17 protein-coding genes are annotated in these 17,341 nt (G+C 66.3%); 8 read left to right on the forward strand and 9 right to left on the reverse strand.

The window, feature by feature from the left end; genetic code table 11:
* The first annotated feature begins 39 nt into the window (after positions 1-39).
* Positions 40-1,140, forward strand: a complete 1,101-nt coding sequence (gene add, locus ACTRWB_RS35530) for an adenosine deaminase (protein ID WP_446904625.1) — start codon at positions 40-42, stop codon at positions 1,138-1,140.
* A 14-nt stretch (positions 1,141-1,154) separates the two neighbouring features.
* Here add and ACTRWB_RS35535 read toward each other — a convergent pair whose 3' ends face one another.
* Positions 1,155-1,601, reverse strand: a complete 447-nt coding sequence (locus ACTRWB_RS35535; protein WP_446904626.1) for a nuclear transport factor 2 family protein — start codon at positions 1,599-1,601, stop codon at positions 1,155-1,157.
* 285 nt (positions 1,602-1,886) lie between these two features.
* On the opposite strand from ACTRWB_RS35535, the gene ACTRWB_RS35540 reads away from it, so the two are divergent.
* Positions 1,887-3,164: a WG repeat-containing protein gene (locus ACTRWB_RS35540; protein ID WP_446904627.1), complete on the forward strand. Its 1,278-nt coding sequence runs from the start codon at positions 1,887-1,889 to the stop codon at positions 3,162-3,164.
* Between the two features lie 196 nt (positions 3,165-3,360).
* On the opposite strand, the gene ACTRWB_RS35545 is transcribed toward ACTRWB_RS35540, so the two are convergent.
* The gene (locus ACTRWB_RS35545) at positions 3,361-4,266 is read right to left on the reverse strand and encodes an AraC family transcriptional regulator (RefSeq protein ID WP_446904628.1); all 906 of its coding nucleotides are present in this window, start codon (positions 4,264-4,266) and stop codon (positions 3,361-3,363) included.
* 127 nt (positions 4,267-4,393) lie between these two features.
* Between ACTRWB_RS35545 and ACTRWB_RS35550 the strand changes: the two genes are divergently transcribed.
* Both ACTRWB_RS35550 and ACTRWB_RS35555 read left to right on the forward strand, forming a co-directional pair.
* Positions 4,394-4,744 carry a nuclear transport factor 2 family protein gene (locus ACTRWB_RS35550; RefSeq protein WP_446904629.1) on the forward strand — a complete coding sequence of 117 codons (351 nt, stop codon included), beginning with the start codon at positions 4,394-4,396 and terminating at the stop codon, positions 4,742-4,744.
* 117 nt (positions 4,745-4,861) lie between these two features.
* Entirely contained in the window at positions 4,862-5,698 is an 837-nt protein-coding gene (locus tag ACTRWB_RS35555; RefSeq protein WP_446904630.1) for an alpha/beta fold hydrolase, read from the forward strand.
* Between the two features lie 128 nt (positions 5,699-5,826).
* Here ACTRWB_RS35555 and ACTRWB_RS35560 read toward each other — a convergent pair whose 3' ends face one another.
* From ACTRWB_RS35560 to ACTRWB_RS35570, 3 genes are all read right to left on the reverse strand, one after another.
* A complete protein-coding gene (locus ACTRWB_RS35560) occupies positions 5,827-6,603 on the reverse strand; it encodes an alpha/beta fold hydrolase (protein ID WP_446904631.1) in 777 nt (258 codons plus the stop codon).
* A gap of 95 nt (positions 6,604-6,698) precedes the next feature.
* Positions 6,699-7,049 carry a DUF6616 family protein gene (locus ACTRWB_RS35565; RefSeq protein WP_446904632.1) on the reverse strand — a complete coding sequence of 117 codons (351 nt, stop codon included), beginning with the start codon at positions 7,047-7,049 and terminating at the stop codon, positions 6,699-6,701.
* Between the two features lie 43 nt (positions 7,050-7,092).
* Entirely contained in the window at positions 7,093-7,734 is a 642-nt protein-coding gene (locus ACTRWB_RS35570; RefSeq protein ID WP_446904633.1) for an HD domain-containing protein, read from the reverse strand.
* 105 nt (positions 7,735-7,839) lie between these two features.
* Between ACTRWB_RS35570 and ACTRWB_RS35575 the strand changes: the two genes are divergently transcribed.
* On the forward strand, positions 7,840-8,892 hold the full coding sequence (locus ACTRWB_RS35575; RefSeq protein ID WP_446904634.1) for a GlxA family transcriptional regulator: 1,053 nt from the start codon (positions 7,840-7,842) through the stop codon (positions 8,890-8,892).
* 151 nt (positions 8,893-9,043) lie between these two features.
* On the opposite strand, the gene ACTRWB_RS35580 is transcribed toward ACTRWB_RS35575, so the two are convergent.
* Both ACTRWB_RS35580 and pdxR read right to left on the reverse strand, forming a co-directional pair.
* Complete coding sequence (locus ACTRWB_RS35580; protein WP_446904635.1) at positions 9,044-11,275, reverse strand: penicillin-binding protein 1A; 2,232 nt, start codon at positions 11,273-11,275, stop codon at positions 9,044-9,046.
* 124 nt (positions 11,276-11,399) lie between these two features.
* Positions 11,400-12,908, reverse strand: coding sequence for a MocR-like pyridoxine biosynthesis transcription factor PdxR (pdxR, locus tag ACTRWB_RS35585; RefSeq protein ID WP_446904636.1), 1,509 nt, complete (start codon positions 12,906-12,908; stop codon positions 11,400-11,402).
* Positions 12,909-13,031: 123 nt separating this feature from the next.
* On the opposite strand from pdxR, the gene ACTRWB_RS35590 reads away from it, so the two are divergent.
* Positions 13,032-13,676: an FMN-binding negative transcriptional regulator gene (locus tag ACTRWB_RS35590; protein WP_419688545.1), complete on the forward strand. Its 645-nt coding sequence runs from the start codon at positions 13,032-13,034 to the stop codon at positions 13,674-13,676.
* A 43-nt stretch (positions 13,677-13,719) separates the two neighbouring features.
* Here the strand turns inward: ACTRWB_RS35590 and ACTRWB_RS35595 are convergent, their stop codons facing one another.
* A complete protein-coding gene (locus ACTRWB_RS35595) occupies positions 13,720-14,301 on the reverse strand; it encodes a thioredoxin family protein (protein ID WP_446904637.1) in 582 nt (193 codons plus the stop codon).
* Positions 14,302-14,539: 238 nt separating this feature from the next.
* On the opposite strand from ACTRWB_RS35595, the gene ACTRWB_RS35600 reads away from it, so the two are divergent.
* Positions 14,540-15,280 carry a response regulator gene (locus tag ACTRWB_RS35600; RefSeq protein ID WP_446904638.1) on the forward strand — a complete coding sequence of 247 codons (741 nt, stop codon included), beginning with the start codon at positions 14,540-14,542 and terminating at the stop codon, positions 15,278-15,280.
* Positions 15,277-16,599 carry an ATP-binding protein gene (locus tag ACTRWB_RS35605; RefSeq protein ID WP_446904639.1) on the forward strand — a complete coding sequence of 441 codons (1,323 nt, stop codon included), beginning with the start codon at positions 15,277-15,279 and terminating at the stop codon, positions 16,597-16,599. The genes ACTRWB_RS35600 and ACTRWB_RS35605 overlap by 4 nt, the downstream gene beginning before the upstream one ends.
* Before the next feature lie 78 nt (positions 16,600-16,677).
* Here the strand turns inward: ACTRWB_RS35605 and ACTRWB_RS35610 are convergent, their stop codons facing one another.
* Positions 16,678-17,289 (reverse strand): alpha/beta fold hydrolase, encoded by a 612-nt coding sequence (locus ACTRWB_RS35610; RefSeq protein ID WP_446904640.1) that lies wholly within the window; start codon positions 17,287-17,289, stop codon positions 16,678-16,680.
* Between the last annotated feature and the right edge of the window lie 52 nt (positions 17,290-17,341).

Consider the following 17,341-nt stretch of genomic DNA (forward strand, 5'->3'; position numbering starts at 1 on the left):
GGCTTTCGCGACGCAACTGCACTACCCAAAGAGACAGACATGAAGGGAACACCAGGTAACGTCCCGGCCGCGCGCACGGGCATCGACATCACGCCGGCCCACCGGGCATTTTTCCACGCGCTGCCGAAGGTCGAGCTGCATTGCCACCTGCTCGGCGCGGTGCGGCACGACACGTTCGTCGCGCTTGCGGAACGCAGTGGCGCGCCGATCGAGCGCGCGGAGATCGATGCGTTCTATGCGCGCGGCGAGAAGCCGGTCGGCGTGCTGCACGTGCTGCGCGCGCTCGACAAGTATCTGCTCACGCAGCCCGACGACCTGCGGCGGATCGCATACGAGTATCTGGAGGACGCGGCCGCGCACAACGTACGGCATGCGGAGTTCTTCTGGAATCCGACCGGCACGGTGCGCGTATCGGGCATCGCGTATGCGGATGCGCAGGCCGCGATCGTGACGGCAATTCGCGACGCCGCGCGCGACTTCGGGATCGGCGCTCGCCTGATCCCGAGCATCGACCGCGAACAGGATCCCGACGAGGCGGTCGCGATCGTCGAATGGATGAAGGCGCATCGCGCGGACGAAGTGGCGGGGCTCGGGATCGACTATCGCGAGAACGACCGGCCGCCGGAACTGTTCTGGAAGGCTTACCGCGATGCGCGGGCGGCCGGCTTCCGCACGACCGCGCATGCGGGCGAGTTCGGGATGCCGTGGCGCAACGTCGAGACGGCCGTCGACCTGCTGCAGATCGATCGCATTGATCACGGTTATACGATCGTCGACAACCCGGAGCTGTGTGCACGCTATGCGGAACGCGGGATCGTCTTCACCGTCGTGCCGACGAATTCGTACTATCTGCGCACGCTGCCGCCGGAGCAATGGGCCGAGCTGCACCCGATGCGCAAGATGCCGGGCCTCGGGCTGAAGATTCATCCGAACACCGACGATCCGACGCTGCACAAGGTCAATCCGAGCGAAGCGTGGGAGTTGATGTTCAGCCATTTCGGCTTCACGGTCGCCGAGCTGAAGCAGTTCATGCTGAACGGGATCGACGGCGCGTGGGTGGACGACACGACGAAGGCCGCGTGGCGCGCCGCGTGGGCGCCGGAGTTCGACGTGCTGGCCGGCACGCTCGCCGCGGGCTGAACGCGTTTTCGTCGTCAGCCGGGCGCCGGAATGTTCAAGTGATGGCTCAGGTCGCCCGCGAAATCGAACAGCGTGTAGTCGCGGAACGCAAAGCGCCACACGCCGTCGACGCGTTCGAACGCGTCGTGATAGCGGCCCGCGGCGATCGGCTGCAGCGCGAGCCCGTCGATGGCTTGCAGCACCGTGTAGTACGAACGTGCCGTCGCGCGATGCGCGGCTTCATCGATCTCGATGATCGGATTGGTGACGACATGCTTCGTGCGCGGCGTGCCGCACGGGTAGCGCTTCACGCTCGCGTCGAACAGCGCGAGCAGTTCATCCGCGCCGATCGTCGGCGCGTCTTCCTGCGTCTTGATGCGCGCGTGCCGGAACAGTTCGGCGACGCCCGGCAGGTCGCCGGCGTCGAGCCGCTCCGCGTAGCGGTACAGCAGGTTCGCGATGTCGACTGCGCTGTGGGTCATGCGGGTTCCGTCATCGTTGGGCGATGACGACGATGGTGCGCGGCGCGTGGCGGGCCGGCTTCGTCCGGGTGGACTAGTTCGGCACGCCGCGATTTCACTATCTTTCCGTTTCCCTGCACGTCGCATACGCCCGTGCCCGCTGGCACGCGCCGCCCGCGTTCGCTATATTGGCGTCCGGTGGCGACCGGTCGTGTCGCTGCCCGCCGTGCGCTGTCGCGCCGGACATCCAGAAGACAAATCGAATCGACACGACACGGCAACACAACGACAAGGGCGATCCTTCCGATGGGCAATCGAGCATGGCTCTATCTCCAGGCCGGCGACGGAGACGACGCGTGGACGATCGAGTTCGCGGAGACCAAGAACCACTTCCCGCTGCTGTGGCGCGTGTTGCTCGCCGACGGCGGCGCGGGCGACGCGATTGCCGATCAGCGTGTATTCGGCGACGCGGGCACGCCGAATCTCGCCAGCGACGCGCGCGCGGCGCAGGCGCGCATCGGCCGGCTCGCGTCGTTCGTCGTCGCGCATCCGCTGCCCGATGACGATCCGGCGCTCGCGCGCCAGTTCGATGCGCTCGTGCGCCATCTCGGCGAGTCGATCGACGCGCTCGGCGATGCGCATGGCGCGCCGCGGTTTTCCGCGAATCTCGACGAGCTGTCGTGGCTCGACGACAGCGATCCGGACGCCTACATCGATCAGGAGCGTGAGACCTGCACGCGCCTGTGGTGGCGTGTCGCGAACTGCATGGACTTCCGCGACGTGCGCGGCGTGCGGGATGCGCTCGAGATCGACACGCCGGCCGACTGGCGCGACTGGGCGTGGGGTTTCGGTTTCGGCTGCATGTCGCATCACTACTTCGCTCGCCAGGACCCGCCGCGCGGCGTGACGTTCGCCGCGATGTTCGACGCCGGCGAGCGGCACGGCAACTGGCTCGGCTTCGACACGTTCAGCTTTCGCGGGCGCAACGGCCTGTGGGGCGTTCGGCGCGAAAACGACGACGCGTGGGAGGTGATCGTGCCGCCCGAATGGACGAGCCTGTGGGCCAGCGGCGCGCGCGATGACCGGTTGTTCTGGGTTGCGCGCGACGGGCGGGTCGGCTTGCTGCTCGCCGACGATGCCGGCGAGCGGATCGTGCGCGAACCGGCGTTCGACGCGGTGTGGGATTTCACGGACGACATTGCATGCGTGCGCGTCGGCGAGCGCTTCGGGCTCGTGCGCGCGGACGGCGCGTGGGTGCTCGAACCGTCGCTCGACGATTTCGGCGAATTCGTCGACGGGCTGGCGTCCGCGAGCGTGGGCGGCCGCTGGGGCTTCGTCGACACGAACGGCGCGTGGATCATCGCGCCGCGCTTCGACGACGCGCAGGAGTTCGTGCGGGGCGAGGCCGTGGCCGTATGCGAGGGCGAGCACTGGGGCCTGCTCGGCCGCGACGGGCAGTGGCGCGCGTGGCCCGAATGGACGTCGCTCGACTGGTCGCCCGAGCGCGACGCGTTTCTCGCGCAACGTGACGGGAAGGTCGGTCTCGTCGATGTGACGGGGCGGGTCGTCGTCGCGCCGCGTTGAGCGGCGGCAACGTTTCGGTAACACGGGCGGCCGGCGCGCACGCCGGCGGCACGCTTAGCGGAAGAGCCTCAACCAGTCGAACAGGCCGGTGCGCGACAGCGGCCTGTCGATGTTCTGGAACGTTTCCCCGGAAGTCCGGGAGCACGCAGTGCGCCTGGAACGCGGGTGTCCGAGGGTCATGCTGCCCAGAGGGCATTTATCCTTGCGGCGAGCGCCGGTACTGAGTCGGAGAGACGCCGCGTGCCGACTTGAAGGCACGGCTGAATGAAAATTCCGATCCATAGCCGACCCGCGCCGCAATCTCTCCGAGGCGCATCTCGGTTTCCTCCAGCAGTTGCGCGGCAATGCCCATGCGCCAACGCGTCAGATACTGATGGGGTGGTTCGCCCACCAACGCGCAGAAGTTGCGGGCGAACGCCGCTCGCGACAAGCTGGCTTCTTTGGCCAGTTCAGCGAGAGTCCAGGCGCGCTCCGGTGCTTCATGCATCCGTGCAAGGACCCGGGCCATTTGCGGAGAACGCAGAGCCGAAAACCAGGCGTTATCTGTCGGCGAGGCCGTTTCAACCCATTCGCGCATCAGGTAAACGAACAAGGACGAAAGAAGATTCCGCACCACGATGTGGTTGCCAAAGTTGGGTGTCTCGACTTCGTTGCGAAGCAGGCGCAATGTATCGCTCAGAGGAGAACTTCCCGGTTCCATCCCGGCGCGCAGGAGCACGGCGTCGGGTAGTGCCCGCAACGCAGGGAGCGCAAGGTGCTGATCGATATTGAACTGGCCGCAAATGAGCGTGGTGGCCTTGGGATCGGGGTCAACGACACCGTCGCGTCTGGCAAGAAATGTATCGAGCGGAATGGCCTTGCCTCGCTTCGAATGGACGACTTCATGCGCGCCACCGAGCGGAAATAGCATCAATTCACCCGTTTGCAATTCCAGGGTCTCCGCCCCAGGTTGACGCACGAACGCATGTCCTTCCGCTGCGAAATGAAACACCGCGGCGTTGCGACGAGGCACCGCGAACCCCCATGGCCCTGCCACGCGCGTACGCACCAGCACCATGCCATCCGCGCGGATCGCCTTCAACCAACCATTCAAAGCTTCCATGAACTCATCATAGCAGGTGAGACGAAATGGTATGAAATGGTGATGTATCGATATGGATGGTCTTGCCGTCAGCTGCTTCAATACGAGGCACCCAAAACCGAAAGGCGAGATCATGAATCGAGAACGCATGGCAGCAGCCATCAGCACCGTCTACGAACGAATCTTCAATCAAGGCGAGTCGGAGCTGTTGCCCGGCTTGGTCGCCGGTCCGTACATCCAGCACAACCCCCTGTTTCCGGATGGCACCGACTTTATTGCCGGCTACATCAAGCAGGTCGGCAAGGTGCCGTGCGAGGTCAAACGCATCGCGATCGATGGCGACCTCGCTTTTGTTCATGTGCGGTATCTGGACTGGGGCGGAAAGGAAACCGCGGGTGTCGACATCTTCCGCTTCAATGCAGACGGCAAGATTGTCGAGCACTGGGACGTGCTGCAGCCGGTACCGGAGAGCGCGAACAACGCGAACACGATGTTCTGAGCGGACGGACAAGACTTTGGTGTGCGCGAGAGTTTGCATCGGGCTGCGGCGACCGAGTGAGCGCTGCCGTTTCCAACCCGGAAGCATTGGGCTTCAAGTCGACGGCCGGATATTGACATGACGAAATCGATTGCTATGGGTAGCGTGGAGTTCATCGAAGTCGATGGCCTGAAGATCCGCTTTCGACGGCACCGAGTCAGCGACGGAATTCCGTTGGTGCTTACGAGCCCCTGGCCGGAAAGTCTCCATGCCTTCGACCGGGTTTGGCCGATCCTCGAATCCGAGGCTTCCCTCATTGCCGTTGACCTCCCTGGCTTCGGGCAATCGGAAGGCCGACCGCAGTTGATGTCGCCTCGCGCAATGGGGACGTTCATTCCGAAATTTCTGTCCGCGCTGGGCCTCGACCGTGTTCATGCCATCGGCCCCGATGTGGGTACCTCCGCGCTTCTCTTCGCGGCGAACGCGCACCCCGACTTGTTCGAGAGCCTGGTGGTGGGGAGCGGTGCTACCGACGCCGCACTCGCAGAGGGTACGTTGAAGGATTTGATCGACGCGCCATCGACAGCCCCTTTCGAAGCGAGCAGCGGTGATGTGATTGCGCTCGGTGCGATCGACCAGTTGATGAAGGTGAAACCGGAACCTCAGATACTGAAGGATTATCAGGCATCGTCGGCCGGACGTCGGTTCGTCGAGGCGATGGCCTATGTCCGTGCGTATCCGGCCGATCTTCCAATCCTGCGATCCGCGCTTCCCGGCATTCGCACCCCTGTTCTAAGCATTTGGGGTGCACACGATCCACTGGTGCCGCCTGAAAACGCCGAAGTCTTGAACCGGGCATTGCCCCGAACGCGCTCGCTGCTGCTCGACTGCGGTCACTTCACCTGGGAGGACCGTGCGGACGAATACGCAGCGGCGATCCTCGAGTGGATTCGAGGCGGCTACCAGGCAATCTAGGGCGGCGTGTGGTGGTGTCGCCGCCTCGCGCCATGTGTTGTCGCTTGGCCGCGTGCAAGTGGTGATGCGCAGCGCGCGTTGAGTGTTTCATCGCAGACCCCGGGCGAATGGGGTTCGAGGACACCGCGTCATAGTGCAGCGGCAAACCGCCGAATGGCCGCTGCAACGGCAGACGGTGCCTCCAGCGGTGACAAGTGGCCGATGCCCGGCAGCACCTCGAGGTGCGCACCGACAATTCTCGGAAGCAGTTCAGCGCGGAGTGTTTCCACTGGATCGACCTTGTCCAGCTCGCCGGAGACCACCAGCACCGGTACGTCGATGGCAACCACATCAGCGCTAATGTCCTCGCGCATGGCCACATTGGGCCATGCGGCCTTGGCTTGCGGCGCGCCGCGCAGACTGTCTTCAATCACTTGCTCGCGACGCTCCGGTGGCAGTGATACGGCGGTCAGGACGTTATCCAGCACCCAGCCGATCGATTCACGCGACGCATAAGCGCCCACCATGGCGGCACGTTGCTCATCGGGCACCGGCATCGGCGATGGCGGCGACGGTGCCACGAGCACCACACCCTCCAGGCCCGGCAACTGACGCGAGGCCAACAGCTGCGCAGTCTTGCCGCCCATCGAATGACCGACCAGTACGTAGCGTTTCAAATCCAGCGCTTCGATCACGCCTTGCGCATCGTCCGCCAGGTCGCCAATCGTATAGCCCGTTTCCGGGGCGTCGGAATACCCCCAGCCGCGGTGATCGGTCGCCACCGTTCGAAAACTGTCCGACAGTTCGTTCGTGACGAACTGCCAGGTACGCGACGATCCACCGTAGTAATGCAGAAACACCAGCGCGAGGTCGCCGTGTCCCTTGTCGCTGATGCGAATTCGGATGCCGTTTGATTGAATATCCATTGTCATCTCGCTGCCTGGTTTGCTTGTGGATGCGGTCCGATTTGGCTTGCATGCCGTTTGAACCGCGCTGTCAGCCACACCTCGACGTCGAGGTGCTATTCCGGACGAACCAACCTGGCGTTGTCCAGCAGCACCTCCGAATAATCCTCTGCGGGCCCGCTGACATTCACCTGCTCGAAGAAGTCGTACCAGCCGGAGGCAGCAATTCGGCGCTCGACTTCGCGTTGAAACTCGACACTCGGCACGCGATAGACACAAAAGAAATCGTACGGCGCACGACGATCCGTCTCGCGGGCATTCTTGCCATAGGCGATGACATCGATGCCGGATGCCTTCATTTCGCTCACCGAGTCGATGATTTTTTTAATGTAGTCCGCCCGCTCATTGGCGGCGCATTGGGCCCAGGCCGGGCCGTAGTTGTAGAGCTCGACAAATATCTGTTGCACGGACGGCCTCCTGGTGTGCCGAATGAAACGACGCCAGCGTCTCTTAGCTTTCGAATGGAGCGTTGTCGATGAGGTCGCAGAGGTTCGTGCAGTTGAAGCCATGAACATGGCGATGTCCAATATCGACCAATCCGGTGTTGATAGCGGTATGAGGCTTTTTCCTGACGACTTCAGCGAGCGCTTCCGTAAACGCGGCCTTCAGTCCGATCCTGGGGTAGAGCGCGAGCACGTCATCAATCAGGGATGGCGTGATTTCATCCAGTCGAAGCCCGAACAGGTCGGCATAGGCGCCGACGTTGATCAGTGCGATCTCGGGCTGCTTGCGATCGACGATTCCTGAGGACGTGTGAAGCGCGATTGCATCCCAGACAAGCTCGGCCTTGGATTTCGGGTAGTCGTTGTCGAGCAGGAACCGGTTGGCAGCGTCTGCGCTATCAACCTCGAAGCGCTGATCTGCGGCGAACTCGTCGGAGAGGCTGAGGTCGTGCAGAATTGCGGCGAGATAGACAAGCTCGCGGTCGTACGACAGGCCCCGCCGTTTGGCGATGAGTTCCGCAAACCACCATGTCCTGTGCAAGTGATTAAGCAGTACTGTTGAATGGACCCGTTCGACGAGCGATACCGCTTTCCGGGTGAGGGCTGAATCCGGGGGGGTAACGCCCCCGATAGTGACCGGTGTGTGCACGTGTCCTCCGCAAAGGTGACGTTGACGAGGACTTCAGTCTAGGACCCTCCGATTTGGCGCAAATGACTATTTTCGGTCGATTTGTGCCAAGATCCGATCTGGCACATGGACGAGGCGAAAATGGGGAAGCGGACGAAGCCAAATGAGCGGCCTAAGGCGGGACGGCACCGGCGAATCGTGCTTTTGGGCTTGCCGCCGGTGGAGGCGATTGATGTCATCGGGCCGGCCGAGGTGTTTTCCTTTGCGAACCGGCTGGTGGATGGGCCCGCTCCCTACACGATCGAGTTGGTATGTTGCAGCGCGGATGTGTATCTGGACAGCGAGGGCGGCATCGGACTACGTGGGCACAGGACGCTTGAACAGGAGCGGTGCGCCGACGAACCAGTCGACACCTTGATCGTCGCTTCGGGCTTCAGGGCGATCGAGCGCATTGATCCGGCAGCGATCGAGTGGATCCGAACCAAGTCACCTTCGGTGCGCCGAGTATGCTCAATCTGTGTCGGCGCATTCGCATTGGCGGATGCGGGACTATTGGACGGTCGTAGAGCCACAACGCATTGGTGTATGGCAGCCCAATTGGCTGAGCGTTACCCCGAAGTCGCGGTCGATCCGACGCCTATCTGGGTGAAAGATGGCAACGTGTATACGTCGGCAGGTACATCTGCGGGGATGGATCTTGCGCTCGCGCTTGTAGCCGAAGACTTGGGAGATGACGTTGCGCTGGAGATCGCGAAGACTTTGGTCCTGTTCCTTCGGCGGCCAGGCGGGCAGGCGCAGTTCAGCGTTGCGCTTCGATCGCAGCGGTCATCGAGCTCGAGCATGGACGAGTTGTGTCTTTGGATCGGCGAGCATCTGCATGCGGATCTTACGGTAGAGATGCTGGCAGACAGACTATCGACCAGTGTCAGGACACTGATCCGCACGTTCAAACGGGAATTGAATGTCACCCCCGCCAAGTATGTCGAAGACATGCGGCTTGAAGCTGCCTGCCGGGCACTTGAGTTGGGAGGGAAATCCATCGAGGAGATCGCACGTCAATGCGGTTATCGCAGCGTCGATGTGCTGCGAAAGGCGTTCATAAGACGTATGGGCGTGAGTCCCAACGAGTACGCGCGACGTTTCGCTCGAGATGTGGACACTCGCGATTTCACGCGTTGAAGATGGCCAACATGCGAACTGGCGCGTGTTCAGCCGTGACGGGAAGGTCGGTCTCGTCGATGTGACGGGGCGGGTCGTCGTCGCGCCGCGTTGAGCGGCGACGACGACACTTCGGTAACACGCGCAGCCGTCGCGCCCGCCGGCATCACGCTTAGCGGAAGAACCTCAGCCAGTCGAACAGGCCGGGATGCGGGCGGTGCCTCGGCGTGGGCGCCGGCGCGCTGCGCGGCCGGAAGTCGGGCGAGAACTGCGCACGCGGATCGATCGCCCGCGAACGCAGCGCCGCATCGTAGAAACCGCCGACGATCGGCAGCGCGCTGTGCGCGCCCGCACCCCAGTAGTCGCTGCGCAGCGTCACGCTGCCGTCGTCGAAGCCGACCCATGCGCCGGCCACCAGTTGCGGATGCATCAGGATGAACCAGCCGTCCGCGTTGTCCTGCGTCGTGCCCGTCTTGCCGGCGACGTCGACGCGGATTCCGTAGCGCGAGCGGATGTCGGCGCCGGTGCCGTAATCGACGACATCGCGCATCACGTCGACGAGCGTCTGCGCGGCAGGCGCCGGCAACGCGCGTTCGGGCGGCGCGCTGGCGAACGCGGCGAGCACCTTGCCGTCGCGATCCTCGATGCGCGTGATCATCTGCGGCGCGACGTACACGCCGCGATTCGCGATCGTGCCGTACGCGGACACCATCTCCTTCAGCGTGACGGGGCTCGTGCCGAGCGCGAGCGACGGCACCGCGTCGAGTGGGCTGTCGCGTACGCCCATCGCGCGCGCGAGCTGCACGACCCTCGCGGCGCCTTCGTGCTGCATCACCTGCGCGGTGATGCGGTTGCGCGACAGCGCGAGCGCGTCGCGCAGCGTCATCGGTTCGCCCGTCGGCGGCTCCGCATCGGTCGGGCGCCAGACGGCGCGGCCGTCGATGGGAATCGCGACCGGGCGGTCGATGAACGTATCGGCGGGTCGCATGCCGTCCGCGAACGCGGCGCCATAGACGAACGGCTTGAACGTCGAGCCCGGCTGGCGCCGCGCCTGCGCGACGTGATCGAACGGCTCGCTGCCGAAATCGGGGCTGCCGACCCACGCCCTGATCGCGCCGTTGCGCGGATCGATCGCGACGAAGCCGGCCTGCACCTGCGTCTTGCGCTCACACAGCGCGCGCACGAACGCGCGGTTCGCGCCGAGCTGCTTCAGCGCCGCCACATCGGCGAGCCCGGCGTCGCGGGCCTGGCGATAGTCGGGCGTCTGGCGGATGAAGCCGCGGAACAGGTCGTTGCGCAGCCCGCAGCCGGACGGGCCGCGCCACGCGCTGTCGGCGATCGCCTGCAGCCGGTCGGTCTGCTGCGTCAGCGCCTGCGTCGCCATGTCCTGCAGCCGCGCGTCGAGCGTCGTGCGCACGACGAGGCCGTCCGAGTAAAGGTCGTAGTTGTTGCGGTCGGCCCACGCGATCAGCCACTTGCGCAGCTGCACCGCGAAGTGCGGGGCAAGGCCGGGCTGCGCCGTCTGCGGTTCGAAGTCGACGCGCAGCGGCCGGCGCTGCAATTGCGCGAGCTGCTGCGGCGACAGCATGCCCATCTGCGCCATCCGACCGAGCACGATGTTGCGCCGCTGTACCGCGCGTTCCGGATTCAGCACCGGGTTGTAGTAGCTGTTGCCCTTCAGCATCCCGACGAGCGTCGCGCTTTCGACGGTGTCGAGCTGGTCCGCCGATTTGCCGAAGTAGGTGCGCGCGGCCATTTCGACGCCGTACGCGTTGTACAGGAACGGCACCGTATTCAGGTAGGTTTCGAGAATCTCGTCCTTGCTGTACACCGATTCGATCTTGAACGCGGTGATCAGCTCCTTCACCTTGCGCGTGAGCGTCAGCGAACGGCCGACTTCGTCCGGGTACAGGTTGCGCGCGAGCTGCTGTGTGATCGTCGAGCCGCCCTGGCGGTCGCCCGAGAACGTGTGCAGCCCGGCCGCGATCGTGCGGCGCCAGTCGATGCCGTGGTGTGCGTAGAAGCGATGGTCCTCGGTCGCGATCAGCGCGTCGACCATGTGCGGCGAGATCTGCTTGAGCGGCACCCATTCGCGGTTGACCGGCCGGAACTCGGCGATCAGTTCGCCGTCGGCCGACAGCACGCGCGCGGGGCGGTCGATGCGCGCCTTGCGGATGTCGCCGATGCTCGGCGTGAACGGCACGAACGCGAGCAGGACCAGCAGGCCCAGTACGGGAATCGCGGCGAGCGTCAGCGCCACGCCGCGCCGCGTCGGATGACGCAGGCGCTGCAGCGCGCCGGCACACAGTGCGCGGGCGCGCGTGCGGCAGGCGGCGGCGAGCGGCGCGACGCGGGCGCGGCAGCGGGCCCACGCGTCTCGAAGATACGGCACGAAGCGATTCACGGCGGCAGGAGCGTGGACGGAAGAGGCGCGATCCTAGCAAACGGCGCACGTGTGCCGGTGGCCGAAACGGCCGTTTGCTTGCAGGATTTACAGACGATTACGTTTGTTGCCCGCGGACAACCTTTTACCGCGTATGCGGCCGCGATTCTTCCGACGAAACCACGTCCGCGAGCCGCTGCGCGGCCGCCTCCATCTGCGCGCGCCCGAACCCGCCGAAGCCGAGCACGAGCCCCGGGCGCGCCGTGCCCGGCGCGAACATCGGCGACACCGCGCGCACCGCGACGCCGGCCTGCGCCGCGCGCGCGACCACGTCGAGATCGTCGATCCCTTCGGCAAGCCACAGCACGACGTGCATTCCCTGGTCGCCCGGCTGCACCCACGCGCGTTCGCGCGGCAGCCGCGCGCCGAGCGTGTCGATCAGCAGCGCGCGCTGCTCCGCATACACGCCGCGCACGCGGCGAATGTGCCGGTCGAGATGACCTTCCGCGATGAACGCGGCCAGCACGTGCTGGTCGGCGGTCGGCGCATGGCGATCCATCAGCACGCGCGCACCGCAGAACGCGGGCACGAGATCGTCGGGCACGATCACGTAGCCGAGCCGCAGCGACGGAAACAGGATCTTGCTGAAGGTGCCGAGATAGATCACGCGGTCGGGGTCGAGACCCTGCAGCGACGGGAACGGGTAGCCCTCGTAGCGCAGCTCGCTGTCGTAGTCGTCCTCGACCACCCACGCGCGATGCGTGCGCGCCCACGCGAGCAGCGCGTTGCGCCGCGCCATGCTCAGCGGCATGCCGAGCGGGTACTGGTGCGACGGCGTGACGAACGCGGCACGCGCATGCGGCGCGAGGCGGATGCCGGCGTCGACGTCGATGCCGTCGGCATCGACCGGCACACGCACCATTGCGTCGCGCCGCCCGGTGCTTTCGAGCAGCGCGGTGATGCCGCGATAGGCCGGATTCTCGACCCACGCCTGATCGTTCGCGCCGAGCAGCACCTGGCTCGCGAGATGCAGCCCCTGTTGCGTGCCGCTCGTGATCACGACCTGGCCGGCATGGCAGCGCACCGAGCGCGACCGGCGCACGTAGTCGGCGATCGCCTCGCGCAGCGGCAGCGCGCCCTGCGGATCGGCATAGCCGGACGGCGCGCCGGCGCCGCGCGCGCGCAGGCGGTTGCCGAGCCGGCGCCAGATGTCGTCGGGCGCGGTGAGGCCGACCGGCACCGAGATCGCGAACGGCATCGCCGGCAACGGAAGGAATTCGCGGGCAATCCGAGCGAAGGTGGCGGCCGGTTCGGGCAGCCCGGCGGGCGCCGGGCGTCCGCGCGGGGCAGGTGCTTCAGGGTCGTTGACGGGCGGCGGTTCGGCGAGCGCGTTCGCGATCCGCGTGCCCGCGCCGCCGCGCGATTCGAGAAAGCCTTCGGCGATGAGCTGCGCATACGCGTCGACGACGGTGCCGCGCGCGACCTGCAGCGCCGCCGCCAGCAGCCGCGTGGACGGCAGCGTGTCGCCCGGACGGACGTCGCCGCGGCGCACGGCTTCGCGCAGTGCCTGCGCGAGCTGGCGGCTCAGGTCGCCAGCCGCACGATCGAGCGCGCCGAGCGACGGGATTTCGACGATCCGGGCCGTTCTTGCCATGATTCTGGTCTGCTGAAATTGTTCCAAACCGGCTCTACAGCATAAACCAGTTTGGGATCACAATCGGCGGACGACGGGCCCGCGCCTGTTCCATTTCCAACCCTGCACGACCGTGGAGCCGACATGTACGTCCCCGCCGATTTCAACGAGCCCAACCCCGACGCGCTGCGCGAGCTGATCGTGCAGCACCCGTTCGGCAGCCTGATCACGCACGGGAAGAACGGGCTCGACGCGAATCACATTCCGTTCGAGCTGCTGCCCGACGTTAACGGCGGTGGGCTCGGCGAGCTGCATGCGCACGTCGCGCGCGCGAATCCGGTCTGGCAGGACGTCGCGAACGGCGACGAGGTGCTCGTGATCTTCCGCGCCGGCGACGCGTACATCTCGCCGAACTGGTATCCGAGCAAGCACGTGGCGCACCGGCAGGTGCCGACCTGGAACTACGTGGTCGTGCATGCGCACGGCCGCATCACGGTGCGCGACGACGAGAAGTTCGTGCGCGGCGTGGTCGCCCGGCTGACGCGCACGCACGAGGCGTCGCAGCCGGTGCCGTGGAAGATGGGCGACGCGCCGCAGGACTATCTCGACACGATGCTGCAGGCGATCGTCGGGCTGCAGATCGAGATCACGCGGTTCGTCGGCAAGCGCAAGCTCGGGCAGAACAAGGCCGAGGCCGATATCCGCGGCGCCGGCGACGCGCTGGTCGCGGACGGCAACCTCGCGATCGGGGAAGCGATGCTGGCGGCGGCCGACGCAAAGCGCGGCTGAGCAGACGAGACACGCGCGGGCGAGGGCCCGCGCTCCCGCCAGGCTACTGCGTGCGCGTCGTGCCCTTCGTTCCTTCTCCGGCCTGCGCGAGCGCACCGCGAATCGCCGCCTCCGTCTTGTCGTATTCGCCTTCGCCATAACGCGTATAGACGACCTTCCCGTTCGCATCGATCAGGTACAGCGCGGGCCAGTACTGGTTGCCGTACGCGCGCCACGTGTCGTAGCGGTTGTCCTGCGCGACCGGATACTGGATGCCGAAGCGCTTGATCGCATCGGCGACGTTGCCCGCGTCGCGCTCGAACGGATATTCGGGCGTATGCACGCCGACCACGACGAGCCCCTGGTCGCGATACTTGCGGTACCAGTCTTTCACGTACGGAATCGTATGAATGCAGTTGATGCACGAGTACGTCCAGAAATCGACGAGCACGACCTTGCCGTGCAACTGGCCGAGCGTCAGCGGCGCGCTGTTGTGCCAGCGGTCGATGCCCGTGAAGTCGGGCGCCGACGTGCCGGGCATCGACGCCTGCGGGCCCGCGTCGTCGCGGGTGCCCGCGAAGGCGGCGAGCCCGGCCGTGGCGGCGAGGGCGATGACGAGGGCGGCGGTCTTGAGTCGGGGCAGCATGGCGTTCTCCTGATCGGGAGGCCGCCGCTCGGGCGCGGCGGCCGGACGGGTTTCGTTCGACAGGCCCCATTAAGCTGCGCCGACGTATCTGCGATGTGTCCGGCAAGCCACGCGTGTGCAATGTTGTGTGTCGTCACGGCGGCGCGATACATTGGGATACAAACGCGTGCCCGCCGTGCGGTATAAAAGCGGACATCGCCAGCCCGAACACCACGACACCGATACCCGATACCGACTCATGGACAAGATCGACCACGTGCTGATCGTCGACGACGATCGCGCGATCCGCGAACTGATCGCGGACTACCTGGAGAAGAACGGCATGCGCGTGTCGCTGGCCGCGAACGGCCGCGAGATGCGCAACGTGCTGGACGACGGCGCGCCCGACCTGATCGTGCTCGACCTGATGCTGCCGGGCGAGGACGGCCTCACGCTGTGCCGCGACCTGCGCGCCGGCAAGTTCCGCACAGTGCCGGTGCTGATGCTGACCGCGCGCGGCGAGGAAACCGACCGCATCATCGGCCTCGAGATGGGCGCCGACGACTACCTCGCCAAGCCGTTCGCGGTGCGCGAGCTGCTCGCGCGGATCCGCTCGGTGCTGCGCCGCGCGCGCATGCTGCCGCCCGGCATGCAGGTGACGGAAACGGCCGAGATGCTCGCGTTCGGCGAATGGCGGCTCGACACGACGGGGCGCCACCTGCTCGATACCGAAGGCACGCTGGTCGCGCTGAGCGGCGCCGAATACCGGTTGCTGCGCGTGTTTCTCGACCATCCGCAACGCGTGCTGACGCGCGACCAGTTGCTCAACCTCACGCAGGGGCGGCAGTCCGATCCGTTCGACCGCTCGATCGACCTGCTCGTGAGCCGGCTGCGCCAGCGCCTGCGCGACGGCGCGCGCGAGCCGCGCTACATCAAGACGCTGCGCAACGAAGGTTATGTGTTCTCGTCGACCGTGACCGCCGTCGACGGTACGCCATGAGCGCGCGCACGCCGTGGCACTGGCCGCGCTCGCTGTTCGCGCGGCTCGCGCTGATCCTGTGCGTGGGCCTCGCGCTCGCGCAGACGCTGTCGTTCTGGCTCACCATGACCGAGCGCGACCAGGCGACCACCAACCTGATGATGGGCTACATCGAACGCGAGGTCGCGAGCTCGGTCGCGCTGCTCGATCACCTGTCGCCCGCCGAGCGGGCCGCGTGGCTGCCGCGCCTCGGGCGGCGCAGCTATGCGTTCATCCTCGGGCCCGGCGAGACCGGCACGCCGCCGGAAGCGCGGCTGTCGGCGCGTGTCGAGCGGTCGATTTCCGACGGCATCGGCGGCGACTATCCGTTGACCGCGAACGCGATCCCCGGCGACCGCGAGCATCTGCAGGTGCATTTGCGCCTGACCGACGGGTCGCCGCTGACGATCGACATCCATCCGATGTCGACGGTGCCGCTGTCGGGCTGGCTGCCGGTCGTGCTCGTGCTGCAGCTCGCGGTGCTGGCCGCGTGCTGCTGGCTCGCGGTGCGGCTCGCGACACGCCCGCTCAAGCAGCTCGCGCAGGCCGCCGACGCGCTCGGCCCCGACCTGAAGGGCGAGCGCCTGAACGAGGGCGGGCCGTCCGAGGTCGCGCGCGCTGCCCGGGCGTTCAACGCGATGCAGGACCGCATCGCGCAGTACATGGCCGAGCGCATGCAGATCCTCGCGTCGATCTCGCACGACCTGCAGACGCCGATCACGCGGATGCGGTTGCGCGTCGACGTGATGGACGACGACGCGCAGGGCGCGAAGATGCGCCAGGACCTGATCGAGATGGAGCACCTGGTGAAGGAGGGCGTCGCGTACGCGCGCACGCTGCACGGCACCGAGGAGGCTGCGCGCCGCATCGATCTCGATGCGCTGCTCGACAGCATCGTGTGCGACTACACGGATGCCGGGCAGGACGTCGCGCTGCACAGCCGCGCGCCGCTCGCGCTCGTCACGCGTCCGAAGGCGCTGCGCCGCATCGTCGGCAACCTCGTCGACAATGCACTGAAGTTCGCGGGCGCGGCCGAGATCGACGTGCAGACCGCGCCGGACGGCGGCGCGGTCATCGCCGTGCTCGATCGCGGGCCCGGCATCCCGGACGATCAGCTCGACGCGGTGTTCGAACCGTTCCGGCGCGTGGAGACATCGCGCAATCGCGAGACGGGCGGCACGGGGCTCGGTCTTGCCATCGCGCGGCAACTCGCGCTCGCGATGGGCGGCACGCTCACGTTGGCCAACCGGCCGGATGGCGGCGGGCTGGAGGCCAGGCTGACGCTCAGGAATGCGGGGTGATACGACGCAGCGCGTGTGCGTCGCGGTTTCATGTTCATACCTCGGCCGAAGCCGAAGCTGAAGCCGCAGCGCGTTCCGTCACACGCGCGGCAGATGCGCATCGACGAGCGGTGCGAGCGCCTGCGCATGCACGGCCGCGAGATCGTGGCGGCCGCCCGGCACCACATGCAACCGCGCATCGGGCAGCCGTTCGAGCAGGCGCCGGCCGGCCGCGACGGGGCTGATCGGATCGTCGTCGCCCCACAGCAGCAGCGTCGGCTGCGCGATGCGGCCGATGTCCTGCGACAGGTCGGCGCGAAACGTCATGAACCAGTCGGGCAACTGCGGGTTCGCTTCGGCAAAACCGGTGCGCCAGTCCTGTGCGCCGAGCCCCTCCATGTCGAGGCCGCCGGACGTGACCGTCAGCACCAGGTGCGTGACGAGGTCAGGCTTGTCGAGCGCCGCGCGCATCGCGATCACGCCGCCCATCGATTGCGCGATCACGGCGGTCGGCCGGTCGATCGTCTCGAGCACATGACCGACGAGGCTGTCGAAATCGTCGACGGCCGGATCGCGCGGCGTGTCGCCGAAGCCCGGATAAGCGACGATCCGCCGCTCGGCCGGATGCGTCAGCAGGCTGGCCAGCGGCTGCCAGAAGGCGGTGCTGCCCGAGGCGCCGGGCAGGAAGAGCAGTTGCGACGGAACGGGCATGGCGAGTCGGTTTTCCGATCGATGAAGCGGGGTGACGGCGCGGCGCGAGTGC

It is taken from the genome of Burkholderia sp. YIM B11467 (assembly GCF_052952715.1).